9 protein-coding genes and 1 pseudogene are annotated in these 15,167 nt (G+C 55.7%); 7 read left to right on the top strand and 3 right to left on the bottom strand.

Features of this window, described 5'->3' with window-relative positions; all coding sequences use genetic code 11:
* Positions 1 to 93: 93 nt before the first annotated feature.
* The 7 genes and pseudogenes from cmoM (at position 94) to PU624_RS16180 (ending at position 10,750) form a co-directional block, all read left to right on the top strand.
* On the top strand, positions 94 to 879 hold the full coding sequence (gene cmoM / locus PU624_RS16210) for a tRNA uridine 5-oxyacetic acid(34) methyltransferase CmoM (protein ID WP_283545802.1): 786 nt from the start codon (positions 94 to 96) through the stop codon (positions 877 to 879).
* Positions 876 to 2,198 carry a chromosome partition protein MukF gene (gene mukF, locus PU624_RS16205; RefSeq protein WP_003849384.1) on the top strand — a complete coding sequence of 441 codons (1,323 nt, stop codon included), beginning with the start codon at positions 876 to 878 and terminating at the stop codon, positions 2,196 to 2,198. Before cmoM ends, mukF begins: the two co-directional genes overlap by 4 nt.
* Positions 2,179 to 2,904 carry a chromosome partition protein MukE gene (gene mukE / locus PU624_RS16200; RefSeq protein ID WP_283545801.1) on the top strand — a complete coding sequence of 242 codons (726 nt, stop codon included), beginning with the start codon at positions 2,179 to 2,181 and terminating at the stop codon, positions 2,902 to 2,904. Before mukF ends, mukE begins: the two co-directional genes overlap by 20 nt.
* Positions 2,901 to 7,388 carry a chromosome partition protein MukB gene (mukB, locus tag PU624_RS16195; RefSeq protein WP_283545800.1) on the top strand — a complete coding sequence of 1,496 codons (4,488 nt, stop codon included), beginning with the start codon at positions 2,901 to 2,903 and terminating at the stop codon, positions 7,386 to 7,388. The genes mukE and mukB overlap by 4 nt, the downstream gene beginning before the upstream one ends.
* A 273-nt stretch (positions 7,389 to 7,661) precedes the next feature.
* Positions 7,662 to 9,347: pseudogene (gene ldtD, locus PU624_RS16190) on the top strand (L,D-transpeptidase); the annotation flags it as partial.
* Positions 9,348 to 9,532: 185 nt separating this feature from the next.
* Positions 9,533 to 10,081 (top strand): peptidoglycan L,D-endopeptidase MepK, encoded by a 549-nt coding sequence (gene mepK, locus PU624_RS16185; protein WP_013357329.1) that lies wholly within the window; start codon positions 9,533 to 9,535, stop codon positions 10,079 to 10,081.
* 39 nt (positions 10,082 to 10,120) lie between these two features.
* Positions 10,121 to 10,750, top strand: a complete 630-nt coding sequence (locus PU624_RS16180; RefSeq protein WP_283545798.1) for an MBL fold metallo-hydrolase — start codon at positions 10,121 to 10,123, stop codon at positions 10,748 to 10,750.
* Between the two features lie 40 nt (positions 10,751 to 10,790).
* Here PU624_RS16180 and PU624_RS16175 read toward each other — a convergent pair whose 3' ends face one another.
* From PU624_RS16175 to asnS, 3 genes are all read right to left on the bottom strand, one after another.
* Positions 10,791 to 11,981, bottom strand: a complete 1,191-nt coding sequence (locus PU624_RS16175; protein ID WP_283545797.1) for an amino acid aminotransferase — start codon at positions 11,979 to 11,981, stop codon at positions 10,791 to 10,793.
* Between the two features lie 233 nt (positions 11,982 to 12,214).
* Positions 12,215 to 13,333, bottom strand: a complete 1,119-nt coding sequence (gene ompF / locus PU624_RS16170) for a porin OmpF (protein ID WP_283545796.1) — start codon at positions 13,331 to 13,333, stop codon at positions 12,215 to 12,217.
* A 300-nt stretch (positions 13,334 to 13,633) separates the two neighbouring features.
* Positions 13,634 to 15,034: an asparagine--tRNA ligase gene (gene asnS, locus PU624_RS16165; protein ID WP_283545795.1), complete on the bottom strand. Its 1,401-nt coding sequence runs from the start codon at positions 15,032 to 15,034 to the stop codon at positions 13,634 to 13,636.
* Positions 15,035 to 15,167 lie beyond the last annotated feature (133 nt).

Here is a 15,167-nt window from a genome sequence, read left to right as displayed (position 1 = left end):
ACCCGGAAGGGAAGATGGGGATGAAAGGTTCATTCTTCTGGTGCCTGTGACAAAATAGCACAAGTCTCACCGCAGCATACCGGAGCGCATGCCATGCAGGATCGTAACTTTGACGATCTCGCGGATAAATTTTCGCAAAATATTTACGGCACCACCAAAGGGAAGATACGCCAGGCCATCCTCTGGGATGAGCTGGAGAAGATACTGCCCGGACTGTCGCCACACCCGCTGTCGGTGCTGGACGCTGGCGGCGGTGTCGGCCAGGTCTCCAGCGGGCTTGCTGCACAGGGCCATCAGGTTCTGCTGTGCGATCTCTCTGGTGAGATGTTGCGCCGGGCAGAGGAACATGCGGCGGCGCAGGGTGTGAGCCACAACATGCAATTCAGACAAATTAGCGCTCAGCAGGTGGGCGAACATTTGGATAAGCCGGTGGATCTGGTATTGTTCCACGCTGTGCTTGAGTGGGTCGCTGAACCGGATAAGGTGCTTAAAGCGCTGTTCGATCTGCTGCGGCCGGGAGGCGTTATGTCGCTGATGTTTTACAATCTGCACGGCCTGACATTGCGCACCTTAACGCTGGGTAACTTCGGCTATCTGCGCACCAACCTGACCAAACGCAAAAAGCGAACGCTGTCGCCGGACTATCCGCGCGACCCCGTGCAGGTTTATCGCTGGCTGGAAGAATGTGGCTTTGTGATTGAGCAGCGTGCCGGGATCCGGGTGTTCAGCGACTACATGAAGCCGCCTAAGGGCGAGCCGAAGAGCGACGACGAAATTATTGAGATGGAGCGGCGTTACTGCCGTCAGGAACCCTTTTTGAGCTTAGGGCGTTACATCCACGTGACCGCGCGTAAACCCGGGCAGAAGGACGAATTATGAGTGAATTTTCCCAGACGGTACCTGAACTGGTATCCTGGGCGCGCAAAAATGACTTTTCCCTTGCGCTGCCAGTGGAACGTCTGGCCTTTTTGCTGGCTATCGCCACCCTCAACGGTGAGCGGATGGATGGCGAAATGAGCGAAGGCGATCTGATTGATGCTTTCCGTCACGTCAGTAAAGCTTTCGAACAAACCCATGAAACCGTATTGGTTCGCGCCAACAACGCCATCAACGATATGGTGCGACAGCGCCTGCTCAATCGCTTTACCAGCGAACTCACCGAAGGCAACGCCATCTATCGCCTGACGCCGCTGGCGATCGGCATCACCGACTACTACATCCGTCAGCGTGAGTTTTCAACGCTGCGCCTGTCGATGCAGCTGTCGATTGTGGCCAATGAGCTGAAGCGGGCAGCCGACGCCGCGCAGGAAAATGGTGATGAGTTCCACTGGCATCGCAATGTTTTCGCGCCGCTGAAATATTCGGTGGCTGAGATCTTTGACAGCATTGATATGACCCAGCGTCTGATGGATGAACAGCAGCAGGCAGTAAAAAACGATATCGCCGAACTGCTGAACAAAGACTGGCGCGCGGCTATCTCCAGTTGTGAAATGCTGCTCTCTGAAACGTCAGGGACGCTGCGTGAACTGCAGGATACGCTGGAAGCCGCGGGCGACAAACTTCAGGAAAACCTGCTGCGCATTCAGGATGCCACGCTGGACAGCCCGGATCTGGGCTTCGTCGATAAGCTGGTGTTTGACCTGCAAAGCAAACTCGACCGTATTACCAGCTGGGGCCAGCAGGCGATCGACCTGTGGATCGGCTATGACCGTCACGTCCATAAATTTATTCGTACCGCCATCGACATGGATAAAAACCGCGTCTTTGCACAGCGCCTGCGGGTATCGGTACAGAATTACTTCGACGCGCCCTGGGCGCTGACCTACGCCAACGCCGACCGCCTGTATGACATGCGTGATGAAGCGCTGACGCTGCGGAATGACGAAGTGATGGGCGAACTGCCGCCGGAGATGGAATACGAAGAGATCAACGAAATTCGCGAACAGCTGGCAGCGATGATTGAAGAAGCGCTGCAGGTCTACAAATCGCAACAAAAACCGCTCAACCTCGCGTCAGTGATGCGCGACTACCTGGCCCAGTATCCACGCGCCCGCCATTTCGACCTGGCGCGCATTGTGGTGGATCAGGCGGTACGCCTTGGCGTAGCGGAAGCTGATTTAGCCGGTTTGCCTGTGGAATGGCAAGCCATCAATGATTACGGAGCCAAGGTGCAGGCACATGTCATCGACAAATATTGAACAAGTGATGCCGGTTAAGCTGGCACAGGCACTGGCCAACCCGATTTTTCCCGCGCTGGACAGCCAGTTACGCGCCGGACGTCACATCGGTATCGAAGAGCTGGATAACCACGCTTTTCTGATGGACTACCAGTCATATCTCGAAGAGTTCTACAGCCGCTACAACGTTGAGTTAATCCGTGCGCCGGAAGGCTTCTTCTATCTGCGTCCGCGTTCAACCACGCTGATTCCGCGTTCCGTGCTCTCTGAGCTGGACATGATGGTCGGGAAGATCCTCTGTTATCTCTATCTCAGCCCGGAACGTCTGGCCAATGAGGGGATCTTTACCCAGCAGGAGCTGTATGACGAGCTGCTCTCCCTGGCTGATGAGAACCGTCTGCTGAAGCTGGTTAACCAGCGTTCGACCGGTTCGGATCTGGATCGCACCAAACTGCAGGAGAAAGTGCGCGCCTCCCTGAGCCGCCTGCGTCGTCTTGGCATGGTGTGGTTTTTCGGCAACGACAACAGCAAGTTCCGCATTACGGAATCGGTGTTTCGCTTTGGTGCCGACGTGCGCAGCGGTGATGATGCCCGTGAAGCGCAGCTTCGCCTGATTCGTGATGGCGAAGCCATGCTACTGGAAAACGCGACAGCACCGGTCGACACCGATGATGGTGAAGGGCAGGAAGGCGACGCGAGTGAGAACGCAGAGGAAGAACAGGCATGATTGAGCGCGGAAAGTTTCGTTCGCTTACGCTGATTAACTGGAACGGCTTTTTTGCCCGGACCTTTGATCTCGATGAATTAGTGACCACGCTGTCAGGCGGTAACGGTGCGGGTAAGTCCACCACGATGGCGGCATTTGTCACCGCGTTGATCCCCGATTTAACGCTGCTGCACTTCCGTAATACCACCGAAGCGGGCGCGACGTCGGGATCCCGTGACAAAGGTCTGCACGGTAAACTGCGGGCCGGCGTCTGCTACTCCATGCTGGATGTGGTGAACTCACGCCATCAGCGTGTGGTGGTGGGTGTCCGTCTGCAACAGGTCGCCGGACGCGATAAAAAGGTCGATATCAAGCCTTTCAGTATCCATGGCCTGCCAACCGATACCAACCCGACCGACATGCTGACGGAAGTGCTTAACAGCCGTCAGGCACGCGTGCTGCCGCTGAACGAGGTGAAAGAGCGGGTTGAGGCGCAGGAAGGCGTGCAGTTCCGCGCCTATAACTCGGTTACCGATTACCACGCCATGATGTTTGATCTGGGCGTGGTGCCGCGTCGTCTGCGCTCTGCCAGCGATCGCAGCAAGTTTTATCGCCTGATTGAAGCCTCGCTGTATGGCGGTATCTCCAGCGCCATCACCCGATCGCTGCGTGATTACCTGCTGCCTGAAAACAGTGGCGTGCGCAAAGCATTCCAGGATATGGAAGCCGCGCTGCGCGAGAACCGCATGACGCTGGAGGCGATCCGCGTTACCCAGTCTGACCGCGATCTCTTTAAGCATCTGATCTCCGAGGCGACCAGCTACGTTTCGGCTGACTACATGCGTCACGCCAACGAGCGTCGGGGACACCTCGACAGCGCGTTACAGCTTCGCGGTGAGCTGTTCAGCAGCCGTAAGCAACTCGCCACCGAGCAGTATCGTCATGTTGAGATGGCGCGCGAACTGGCTGAGCACAGTGGCGCAGAGAACGATCTCGAAGTCGATTATCAGGCCGCCAGCGATCATCTGAACCTGGTGCAGACGGCAATGCGTCAGCAGGAGAAGATTGAGCGTTACGATGCAGATATCGAAGATCTGACGCTGCGTCTGGAAGAGCAGACCGAAGTGGTCGCCGAAGCGCGTGAAATTCAGGAAGAGAATGAAGCGCGTGCCGAAGCGGCCGAGCTGGAAGTGGATGAGCTGAAAAGTCAGCTGGCCGATTTCCAGCAGGCGCTCGACGTGCAGCAAACCCGTGCGATCCAGTATCAGCAGGCCCTGCAGGCGCTGGAACGCGCCCGCTCGCTCTGCCAGTTGCCGGATCTGAGCATCGACAATGCCGCTGAATGGCAGGAAAGTTTCCAGGCGAAAGAGGAAGAGGCGACAGAACGCCTGCTGCGCCTGGAGCAGAAGCTGAGCGTAGCGGAAGCGGCACACAGTCAGTTCGAACAGGCGCTGGCGCTGGTCACCAGTATTGCCGGTGACGTTACCCGTCAGGATGCCTGGCAGACCGGCCGCGAACTGCTGCGTGATGCCAGCAATCAGCGTCATCACGCCGAGCAGCTCTCGTCGCTGCGTCTGCGTCTGAATGAGCTGGAACAGCGCCTGCGCGAGCAGCATGAGGCGGAGCGTCTGCTGGCCGAGTTCTGCAAGCGTCAGGGGCAGCAGTACGAAGCGGATGCGCTGGCTGGCCTGCAGCAGGAGCTTGAAGCCCAGATTGAACAGCTGAACAGCAGCGTCTCGGACGCCGGTGAGCAGCGTATGATGATGCGTCAGGAGCTGGAACAGCTGCGCGAACGCATCACCAGCCTGACCGCCCGTGCGCCACACTGGCTGGCGGCGCAGGAGATCCTGACCCAGCTCAGCGAACAGACCGGCCAGGCGCTGAACAGCAGCCAGGACGTCACCGAATATATGCAGCAGCTGCTGGAGCGTGAGCGTGAAACCACCGTCGAGCGTGACGAAGTGGCGGCACAAAAACGTGATATCGAGCGGCAGATTGAACGTCTCAGCCAGCCGGGCGGTGCGGAAGATGCGCGCCTGACCCAGCTGGCGGAACGTTTTGGCGGCGTATTACTCTCTGAAATTTATGATGATGTGACGCTGGATGATGCGCCGTACTTCTCGGCGCTCTACGGTCCGTCACGTCATGCGATCGTGGTGCCGGAACTCTCGCGTGTGCGTGAGTTACTGGATGGACTGGAAGATTGCCCGGAAGATCTCTACCTGATCGAGGGTGATCCGCAGTCGTTCGATGACAGCGTCTTCGGCGTGGATGAGCTGCAGAATGCGGTGGTGGTGAAGGTGGCAGAACGTCAGTGGCGCTACTCCCGCTTCCCGAAAATCCCGCTGTTTGGTCGCGCAGCGCGTGAAAATCAGCTGGAGCAGCTGCACCTTGAACGCGATAAGCTGGCCGAACGCTACGCCACGCTGTCGTTCGACGTGCAGAAAACCCAGCGTCTGCATCAGTCATTCAGCCGCTTTATCGGCAGCCATCTGGCCGTGGCCTTTGACGCCGATCCGGAAGCGCAGATCCGTCAGCTGGGCGCGCGTCGGGGTGAACTGGAGCGGGCGCTGAATCAGCATGAAAGCAATAATCAGCAGCAGCGTCAGCAGTATGAGCTGGCGAAAGAGGGCGTGTCGCAGTTAAACCGACTGCTGCCACGCGTCAACCTGCTGCTGGACGATACGCTGGGCGATCGCTGCGAAGAGATCCGTGAGCAGGTCGATGCGGCACAGGAAGCCGCGCGCTTCCTGCATCAGCATGGCGCTAAGCTGGCGAAACTGGAACCGATCCTCGCCGTGTTGCAGAGCGATCCGGAACAGCATGAGCAGTTACAGGCGGATTATCAGCAGGCAAAGCAGCAGCAGCGTAATGCGCGTCAGCAGGCCTTTGCGCTGACAGAAGTGGTGCAGCGTCGCGCCCACTTCAGCTATGACGACTCGGCCAGCATGCTCAATGGCAACAACGATCTGAGCGATAAACTGCGTCAGCGTCTGGAGCAGGCTGAAAGTGAACGCAGCCGCAGCCGCGATCGCCTGCGTGAACATCAGGCGCAGCTGACGCAATACTCGCAGGTGCTGGCCTCGCTGAAAAGCGCCTGGGACGCCAAACGCGACATGCTGAAAGAGCTGCAGCAGGAGATGCAGGACATCGGCGTCCAGGCTGACAGCAGCGCAGAAGCACGCGCGCGCGTTCGCCGGGACGAGCTCTACACCGCACTGAGCCACAACCGCGCCCGTCGCAATCAGCTGGAGAAACAGCTCACCTTCTGCGAAGCCGAGATGGATAACCTGCAGAAGCGGCTGCGTCAGCTGGAGCGTAACTATCATCAGGTGCGCGAGCAGGTGGTCAGCGCCAAAGCGGGCTGGTGTACCGTCCTGCGTCTGGTGAAAGAGAATGGCGTTGAGCGTCGTCTGCATCGTCGTGAACTGGCTTATCTGAGCGGCGATGAACTGCGTTCTATGTCGGATAAAGCGCTGGGTGCGCTGCGTCTGGCGGTGGCGGACAACGAACATCTGCGCGACGTGCTGCGGTTGTCGGAAGATCCAAAACGTCCGGAACGTAAAATTCAGTTCTTTATTGCGGTCTATCAGCATCTGCGCGAGCGTATTCGTCAGGATATTATTCGCACCGACGATCCGGTCGAAGCGATTGAGCAGATGGAAATCGAACTGAACCGTCTGACCGAAGAGCTGACGGCGCGTGAGCAGATGCTGGCGATCAGTTCGCGCAGTGCGGCGAACATCATCCGTAAAACTATTCAGCGCGAACAGAACCGTATCCGTCAGCTGAACCAGGGCCTGCAGACCGTCAGCTTTGGTCAGGTGCGCAGCGTGCGGCTCAACGTGAACGTGCGTGAAACCCACGCCATGCTGCTGGATACGCTGTCGGAAGAGCACGAGCAGCATCAGGATCTGTTTAACAGTAACCGCCTGACCTTCTCGGAGGCGCTGGCGAAACTTTATCAGCGTCTTAATCCGCATATCGACATGGGTCAGCGCACGCCGCAGACCATCGGTGAGGAGCTGCTGGACTACCGCAACTATCTGGAGATGGAAGTGGAAGTTAACCGGGGTTCCGATGGCTGGCTGCGCGCAGAGAGCGGTGCGCTTTCAACCGGTGAAGCGATCGGTACCGGTATGTCAATTCTGGTGATGGTGGTGCAGAGCTGGGAAGAGGAATCCCGTCGTCTGCGCGGCAAAGATATTTCGCCATGCCGGCTGCTGTTCCTGGACGAAGCGGCCCGTCTGGATGCCCGCTCCATCGCCACGCTGTTTGAACTGTGTGAGCGACTGGAGATGCAACTGGTCATTGCCGCGCCGGAGAACATCAGTCCGGAGAAAGGCACGACCTACAAACTGGTGCGTAAGGTGTTCAATAACACCGAGCATGTCCATGTGGTCGGCCTGCGTGGTTTTGCTGCCGATCCTTCGCCGGTCAGAGCAGGAAGCGAAGCGGATGCGCTACCCGATTTAACCGCTGAAAAATCGCAGGCGGAAACGTAGTCAAAAACTGAACCATTCGTTAATCTGGTTACGGCATTTGTCGCATGAGGCAAATGCCGTTTTTGTTTGTATACTCACATGATGAGTCACGGCGCGGTCGCAGCGGATACAGGGAACGCTGCGAAGTTGAAAAACAAGGGGGCAGGGATGTTGCTGGTAAAAAAATTAAATCATCATCGCGTTGTATCATTGTTAGCGCTGGCGCTAACCGTTGTTCCATTTACGCACCCGCAGGCCGCTGTCATCGCCGCTTTGCCTGGAACAACGCAGGCGGCCATCTCCGTTTCCGAAAGTCAGCAACGCATCCGGCAGGCTTTTTCCAGCGCCGATCAGCCTTTCTATCTGGGGCCGCTGGCGACGCTCTATGCGTCCCGTCATATGCAGCCGCTCTGGCAGGATACTCAGGCGGTTCAGAAGTTTCAGCAGCAGCTGGCTGAGGTGGCCCTTTCTGGCGTCCAGCCACAGTTCACGCGCTGGGTTGAGCGTCTGACTAATCCGGCCATTACCGGCTTCGCCCGGGATGTCGCGCTGTCCGATGCGATGCTGGGCTATCTGCAGTTTGTTTCGAATGTACCGACCCAGGGTGAGACCTGGCTCTACAGCAATGTGCCTTACAGGCTGACTCAGCCGTCAGTGGCGGTGGTGAATCAGTGGCAGAACGCGGTTAATGCGGGATCGGACGACACCTTTATTGCGTCGCTGCAGCCGCAGCATCCGCAATATCAGCCGATGCACGCCGCGCTGAAAACCCTGCTGAGCGATAAGCAGCCCTGGCCGCAGCTGAAAAGCAGTGAAACGCTGCGTCCGGGACAGGTCAGTGACGATGTTCCGGCGCTGCGTGAGATTCTGCAGCGCAGCGGCATGCTCACGACGCAGGTCAAGGCGCCAGCACCGGATGACGATGCGGTGCCGGTCGCTGCTTCGCCAGTGACCCACAGCGACCAGCCTGTTGCGGTCAGTCCGTCAGCCGCGCCAGTGGGCGATCCGCCAGCTCCGCCGTTGCAATCACCGGGTAACGTGCAGAGTCAGACGCTGGAAGGGAACACCGCCAATGTCTATGACGAGACGCTGGTGGCAGGCGTGAAGCGTTTCCAGCAATGGCAGGGACTGGATGGCGATGGGGCTATCGGTGCCAGAACGCGGCAGTGGCTTAACGTCTCGCCACAGATGCGTGCTTCGCTGCTGGCACTGAATATTCAGCGACTGCGCCTGCTGCCGGATGATATGCACAACGGCATCATGGTGAACATTGCCAACTACTCGCTGATTTATTACAACAACGGCAATAAGATCCTCTCATCCCGGGTCATCGTCGGGCGTCCCGACCGTAAAACGCCGTTGATGCGCAGCGCGCTGAATAATGTGGTGCTGAACCCGCCGTGGAATGTGCCGACCACGCTGGTGCGTAAAGATATCATTCCTAAAGTGAAGCAGGATCCGACCTATCTCTACAAGCACGGTTATACCCTGCTGTCGGGCTGGAGTGCTGATGCGGAAGTGATTGATCCCAGCATGATCGACTGGCGCATGGTCACCGCGTCTTCGTTCCCTTACCGGCTGATTCAGGCTCCGGGTGAGGCGAATGCGCTGGGCCGTTATAAATTTAATATGCCAAGCTCAGATGCGATCTACCTGCACGACACGCCAAACCATAACCTGTTCCAGCGTGATATCCGCGCGCTCAGCTCAGGCTGTGTCCGCGTGAATAAAGCGTCTGAACTGGCGGGTTTATTACTGCAGGACGCCGGCTGGAATGACTCCCGTATTTCCAGCACGTTGAAAGAGGGGGACACCCGTTATGTGCCGATTCGCCATCGCATTCCGGTCAATCTCTACTATCTGACAGCGTGGGTCGCAGATGATGGCAAACCACAGTTCCGCACAGATATTTACAATTATGATGACACCGCCCGCTCAGGCAGTCAGGCACTCAGTCGTGCTGAGCAATTACTGCTCTAGTGATTGATTTTAAATCGTTAGCGGCGTGCCGGTTATTAATCGAAATCTTTTCAAATGGCGATCCCTGCGGGGATCGCCTCGCAAACTCCGGGCAGATGGGTTGACGCTTCTCTGAGAGAAAGTTATGGTTCGGCCTGTGCGCTTTTTGCACATTTCTATGGCTTCACTCTCAGGTAAATCGTTACATGTCTACTATTGATTCTTTTCGTCGCAAACTACTGCTGTGCGGTAGTGCCGCCGCCGGACTGGCATTATTGCCAGCTTCTGCAAGGGCCTCGCTTTCTACGTCTCGCCCGCGTGTATTGATGCTTAATAATCTTCACACCGGTGAAACCCTTAAAACTGAGTTTTTTAATGGTAAGAGTTACGACAAGGATGAGTTGTCACGATTAAATCACTTTTTCCGCGACTATCGCGCTAATAAAGTGAAAAGCATCGATCCGCATCTGTTTGACCAAATCTTCCGCCTGCAGGCGCTGCTGGGCATGCGTAAACCGATCCAGCTGGTCTCCGGCTACCGTTCACTGGCTACCAATAACATGTTACGCGAGAGTGGTCCTGGTGTGGCAAAGCACAGCTATCACACCAAAGGCCAGGCGATGGATTTTCATATCGAAGGCATTTCATTAGCCAATGTACGCAAAGCGGCGTTATCTCTGCGTGCGGGTGGTGTAGGATATTATCCCCGCAGTAACTTTGTACATATTGATACCGGGCCGATCAGGCACTGGTAACGACACCGGCAACGCTGCGTGAGCCGGTCATGGAGCGTTATGAATTACCACACTATTCCTGTTACCGCATTTGCCCAGAACTGTTCAGTGATCTGGTGCGAGTCCACTCGTGAAGCCGCGCTGGTCGATCCGGGCGGCGATGCCGATCTGATCAAACAAACGCTGGAACAGCTCAGACTTAAACCCGCTCAGATTCTGCTGACGCATGGACACCTCGATCACGTCGGTGCGGCCGTTGAACTGGCTGCCTTCTGGCAGATTCCGATTGTCGGGCCGCAGAAGCGTGATGCGTTCTGGCTGGAAGCCCTGCCGACTCAGAGCCGGATGTTCGGACTTGACGAGTGCGCGCCATTTACCCCCGATCGCTGGCTGGAAGAGGGGGAGAGCGTGCAGGTCGGGTTGACCACGCTGGAGGTTCTGCACTGTCCAGGGCATTCACCAGGGCATGTGGTGTTCTTTGATCGTCCGGGACGGTTACTGATTTCAGGCGACGTCATTTTTAATGGTGGCGTGGGACGCACAGACTTCCCGCAGGGCGATCATCAGCAGTTAATCGAGGCTATCCGCAAGAAATTACTGCCGCTGGGCGATGATGTGACCTTCCTTCCCGGTCACGGCCCGATCTCAACGCTGGGTCATGAACGCGTCAGTAATCCTTTCCTGCAATAAAAAATGGGCCATCAGGCCCATTTTTGTTCTGTCGTCTGCGTTACAGCACGGCGACAATCGCTTCGCACAGCGCCGACATATTGTCTGGCGTCATGCCTGCCACATTCACCCGGCCTGAGTTGACGGCATAAACACCGAACTCGTCGCGCAGGCGAATCACCTGGTCTTTGGTTAAGCCACTAAACGAGAACATACCGTTCTGCTTAATGATAAAGCTGAAGTCACGCTGAGCCCCTTTCTCTGCCAGGGTGTTCACAAACAGCTGACGCATGCGCTGAATGCGCTGGCGCATATCTGACAGCTCCTGCTCCCAGATAGTACGCAGTGTATCGTTGCCCAGAATTGTGGCGACGATAGCGGCACCATGCGCCGGCGGATTGGAGTAGTTAGCGCGGATGGTATATTTCACCTGACTAAACGCCGTATCTGCCACGCTGGCTTCAGCCGCCACCACCGTGATTGCACCCACACGCTCGTTATACAGACCAAAGTTCTTGGAGTATGAGCTGGCGACGATCAGTTCCTGATGCGAGGCGGCAAAAATGCGCAGGCCTTCTGCATCTTCATCCAGACCACGGGCAAAGCCCTGGTAGGCGAAGTCGAACAGCGGCAGCCAGCCATTGGCCTGTGACAGTTCTGCCAGCTGTTGCCACTGCTCAGCGGTCGGGTCGATACCGGTCGGGTTATGGCAGCAGCCGTGGAACAGCACCACGTCGCCAGGCTGAACCTGCTGCAGCGACGTCAGCATCCCCTCAAAATCAAGCGTATGGTTTGCTGCGTCATAATAGTGATATTCACAGACTTCCAGACCGGCAGCATTGAACACGTTGTTGTGATTCGGCCAGCTTGGATTGCTGATCCAGACCCGCTTCACGGAAGTTTGCGTGGCGAGGAAATCTGCTGCTACACGCAACGCACCTGTGCCGCCCGGCGTCTGAGCCGTACGTGCGCGGCCTGCAGTGATCAGCGGGCTTTGATTGCCGAACAGCAGGGCCTGGGTGCAACGGGCGAAATCAGCCAGACCATCAATGCTGAGATAGTTTTTCGTGGTTTCGTTTTCCAGCAGGTATTGCTCAGCTTTTTTAACACTGGTCAGTACCGGGGTCTTGCCGGTTTCGTCTTTGTAGACGCCGATACCCAGATTGATTTTTTCAGGGCGGTCATCAGCACGAAACAGATCGGCCAGCCCAAGAATAGGATCGGCGGGTGCAGCAGAGATCGATTCAAACATGTGTCAGGTCCATTAGCGTGAACTTTAGCGGAAAGAGCTCTCAGGTTAGCGTCCGGCCAGACAAATGCCAACCGTTTGCGAGACAAATTCCTGCATTTTGCGGTGTTGGTTGCGATAAGGGGAAAAGCACAGGTTAAAGCGGAGTAACGGGCAGGGAAGAAACGCAGTTCTGGGGAATTACAGCCATAAAAAAACGGGGCCTTAGCCCCGTTTTTAAACATGTTTAAGCGGAATCAGAACTGGTAAACCAGGCCAACACCCACCACGTCGTCTGTGTTCAGAGCCAGTGGGTTGTTGTCATCCAGCTGGTTGATTTTGTAATCAACATAGGTAGACATGTTTTTGTTGAAGTAGTAAGTCGCGCCGATGTCGACATATTTGTACAGGTCAGCATCGCCGATACCTTCGATATCTTTGCCTTTCTGCTGCACGTATGCAACGGATGGACGCAGACCGAAGTCGAACTGGTACTGAGCAACTAACTCAATAGTCTGGGTTTTATTGGCAAATGCAGTCACTGTGTTGGTAGTGTTAGCTACAGGGATGCCGATAGCGGTAGAGTTACGGCCTTCACCGTACAGCGCTGCCAGGTAAACGTTGTTCGCATCATATTTCAGCGCGGTTGCCCAGTTCTCAGCACGTTTGCCCTCACCGACTACGTTACCATTAACAGCAACACCCGCTGACTGCAGATCAGTACGGTCGCTGTTGCTGTACGCACCAACGATGCCTACACCAATTGGTGAGGTGTATGAAGTTGAGAACGCGTAGCCGTCACCGTTTGAACGACGCACACCATCGCTGTTACCGTCGCGATCGTTTTTGCCCTGATACTGAGCAGCAAAGTCCCAGCCATCAACCAGGCCGAAGAAGTTGGTGTTGCGGTAAGTCAGAACGCCGGTGCTACGACCAGTCAGGAAGTTATCTGAGTTTCCTGAGTCGCCACCGAATACTGGCAGCATATCGGTCCAGCCGATTGCATCGTAGACCAGACCGTAGTTACGGCCGTAGTCGATTGAGCCTGCATCACCGAATTTCAGACCGGCAAAGCCCAGACGGGTTTTGTTGTCGTCCTGTGCGTCTGAACCTTCAGAGTTGTTCGCCTGAATGTTGTATTCCCACTGGCCGTAACCGGTCAGTTGGTCATTAATCTGGGTTTCGCCTTTGAAGCCGAAGCGAACATAAGACTCATCGCCATCGCTGCCAGAGTCGTCAGAGAACTGGTGACGTGCATCCACTTTACCGTACAGGTCCAGTTTGTTGCCGTCTTTGTTATAGATTTCTGCAGCGTTTGCTGCGCCAGCTACTAACAGAGCAGGGATAACCACTGCAAGAATATTGCGCTTCATCATTATTCATTACCCTCATTGGAGTTATTTGTACACCTGCCACTGCCGTCAAGAAACCTTTACGGGAACCCTGAACGAAGTTTGGTGTCTTCCTGTGTCTGCACGCATCTTTCCATCCCACCCGCCGTAATTCTAGCGCTTAAATGCTACTAAACTCGTAATCTTGTTTCAGGGGGAAAATTTGTATTACAAGATGTAAAAAACACGGAACTTTGTGAGAGAACTCAAAATTTACAAAAATAAAAAAAGGCCGGCAGTGCCGACCTCGTTATATATATGAATTTCTTATATTTAATGCCGAAATCAGAAACTCGCGTTGCGTGGAGTGCGTGGGAAGGGGATGACATCCCTGACATTTTGTACGCCCGTAACATAGGCGATTAAACGTTCAAAGCCCAAACCAAATCCAGAATGTGGCACGGTACCGTAGCGACGCAGGTCACGATACCACCAGTAATCTTCTTTATTCAGACCCATCTCTTCCAGTCGCGCATCCAGCACATCCAGACGCTCTTCACGCTGTGAACCACCGATGATCTCACCAATGCCAGGCGCCAGAACATCCATCGCCGCCACGGTTTTGCCATCGTCGTTCAGGCGCATATAGAACGCTTTGATGTCTTTCGGATAGTTTTTCACCACCACCGGCGCTTTAAAGTGTTTCTCTGCCAGGTAACGCTCATGCTCTGAAGAGAGGTCGATACCCCAGGAAACCGGGTTCTCGAACGTCTGGCCGCAGTTCATCAGAATTTCAACCGCATCGGTATAGTCGACCTGGGCAAAATCCGTAGTGATGAAACGCTGCAGGCGCTCTACGGCCTCTTTATCAACGCGCTCAGCGAAGAAAGCCATGTCATCGGCGCGCTCTTCCAGCACCGCATTGAACACATACTTCAGCATTGATTCTGCCAGTGCGGCGGCATCATCCAGTGAGGCAAACGCAATTTCCGGCTCCAGCATCCAGAATTCCGCCAGATGACGGCTGGTGTTGGAGTTCTCTGCGCGGAACGTCGGGCCGAAGGTGTAGATCTTCGACAGGGCGCTGGCATAGGTTTCGCCGTTCAGCTGTCCGGAAACGGTCAGGAAAGCTTCTTTGCCAAAGAAATCTTCACTGAAATCGACTTTGCCCTGGTCGTTACGCGGCAGGTTTTCCATGTCCAGCGTCGAGACACGGAACATCTCACCGGCACCTTCGGTATCGGAGGCGGTAATCAGCGGCGTGGAAACCCAAAAATAGCCATTTTCATGGAAGAAGCGATGCAGCGCCTGCGCCAGGGTATGGCGAACGCGGGCAACCGCGCCAATGAGGTTGGTACGCGGACGCAGGTGCGCCACTTCACGCAGATACTCGATGCTGTGGCGTTTCGCCGCCATCGGATAGCTGTCCGGATCTTCGACCCAGCCCACCACTTCCAGGCGGGTCGCCTGAATCTCAAACGCCTGGCCCTGACCTGGTGATGCCACCACTTTACCGGTGACGATAACGGAACAGCCCGTGGTCAGACGCAGCACTTCATCCTGATAATTATTCAGAGAATTATTGACGACAGCCTGAACGGGATTAAAGCAGGAGCCGTCATAGACAGCGATGAAGGAAAGACCGGCTTTGGAATCTCTTCGGGTACGCACCCAACCACGTACGGTGACTTCACTGTCAACCGCGACGCGACCGTGCAGTACGTCCGCTACAGGCACTACGCTCATAAATATCTCTCTATATAGAAGAAGTGAGTAAAAAGTTGCCCCATCCGGGGTTTTGCTATGTTACTTGCGAGTCTTCAGGAAACAAGCAAAATTCAGGGGGAAAGCCTATTTATTACAGCAGAGGCGGGGCGTA

The sequence above is a fragment of the Pantoea sp. Lij88 genome (assembly GCF_030062155.1).
Lineage (GTDB): Bacteria > Pseudomonadota > Gammaproteobacteria > Enterobacterales > Enterobacteriaceae > Pantoea.
This window is presented reverse-complemented; position numbering and strand designations above follow the sequence as displayed.

Bases quoted from the DNA above. Each gene is read 5' to 3' on its own strand.
- mepK (WP_013357329.1), top strand. From the start codon at position 9,533: ATGTCTACTATTGATTCTTTTCGTCGCAAACTACTGCTGTGCGGTAGT.
- mukF (WP_003849384.1), top strand. From the start codon at position 876: ATGAGTGAATTTTCCCAGACGGTACCTGAACTGGTATCCTGGGCGCGC.
- mukE (WP_283545801.1), top strand. From the start codon at position 2,179: ATGTCATCGACAAATATTGAACAAGTGATGCCGGTTAAGCTGGCACAG.
- mukB (WP_283545800.1), top strand. From the start codon at position 2,901: ATGATTGAGCGCGGAAAGTTTCGTTCGCTTACGCTGATTAACTGGAAC.
- cmoM (WP_283545802.1), top strand. From the start codon at position 94: ATGCAGGATCGTAACTTTGACGATCTCGCGGATAAATTTTCGCAAAAT.
- asnS (WP_283545795.1), bottom strand. From the start codon at position 15,034: ATGAGCGTAGTGCCTGTAGCGGACGTACTGCACGGTCGCGTCGCGGTT.
- ompF (WP_283545796.1), bottom strand. From the start codon at position 13,333: ATGATGAAGCGCAATATTCTTGCAGTGGTTATCCCTGCTCTGTTAGTA.
- PU624_RS16175 (WP_283545797.1), bottom strand. From the start codon at position 11,981: ATGTTTGAATCGATCTCTGCTGCACCCGCCGATCCTATTCTTGGGCTG.
- PU624_RS16180 (WP_283545798.1), top strand. From the start codon at position 10,121: ATGAATTACCACACTATTCCTGTTACCGCATTTGCCCAGAACTGTTCA.